The sequence below is a fragment of the Pantoea sp. VS1 genome (assembly GCF_002207995.1).
Taxonomy (GTDB): Bacteria; Pseudomonadota; Gammaproteobacteria; order Enterobacterales; family Enterobacteriaceae; genus Pantoea; species Pantoea dispersa.
Map to the genome: position 1 here is coordinate 1 of NZ_NHZE01000113.1, position 534 is coordinate 534.

General features: G+C 56.9%; 1 protein-coding gene. It reads right to left on the minus strand.

Annotated features, from left to right (window positions below; translation table 11 throughout):
• Positions 1 to 151 precede the first annotated feature (151 nt).
• Positions 152 to 534, minus strand: a 383-nt coding sequence (locus tag CBW22_RS24415) for a hypothetical protein (RefSeq protein WP_254919563.1), incomplete at its 5' end; no start/stop codon positions are given.

The window sequence follows — 534 nt, forward strand, 5'->3', positions numbered from 1 at the left end:
GCGCTCGGCACGACGCGCATTAATTCGTCATTGCTCAGCGGGTGATTTTTACGTACGGAGGTCGGGGCAGCGTAGCGGGTAGCAAAACGGACCATAATCAGATTCCTTATATTGAGAAAGTGGGTGAAATAAATCTGTTTTCTGACCGGGATCAGTTCCCGGCCACAGCGGCGGCGTAATACTCCCGGACGACCACAAATCCGGTGTCGTATTCCTGGACGACCGCGGGGAAACCTTCGTGGACGTAAATTTTCAGGGCTTCCGGCTCCGGGGTGGGCTCCTCAATCAGCGTCAACCCGGCCAGTACGGCACTGTGCACGCCTGCCACGCCGGTAAACTCCCCGTTCGCACGGATCCAGCGGTACAGGTCCGTAAACTGCGCCGCAGTGAGCGGATGTTGGTCCTGCCCTTCATCCCATGTTTTGGGAGATTCTGGCGTGGCGGTTTTGACGTTGACGTTGTGTGTGTTCATGGCATTTCTCCTGCTCAGGTGGGTTGTCATGTTTCGGTCGATCCAGTCGCGGCGAAGGGCAA